Here is a 292-nt window from a genome sequence, read left to right on the forward strand (position 1 = left end):
AAGTTCCCACCGCTCTTGCGACCGAGGCGGATGTCCAGAGCTTTGTCGACAGTATGATTCCGGCCTTGATCTTGCTGCCCGAACATCTCCCGGAAGCCAATTTGCCTCAAAACGACAGCGAACCCCTCGACGCCGAAGATCGTCTCCTCCTCGCTGAGGCGTCCAAAGCGGCACTGACGCCGGCCCATGATCGCCACGCTCGCTGCCTGGCAGGGTTCGCGAACCTCATTCGCGAAGCGCGCGCTCGTGATCTTGCCAAGAAAGAGGAGAAGGCGCGCCGTAAACGGATGAA

This window comes from Seohaeicola zhoushanensis (assembly GCF_014656415.1).
GTDB classification, from domain to species: Bacteria; Pseudomonadota; Alphaproteobacteria; order Rhodobacterales; family Rhodobacteraceae; genus Seohaeicola_A; species Seohaeicola_A zhoushanensis.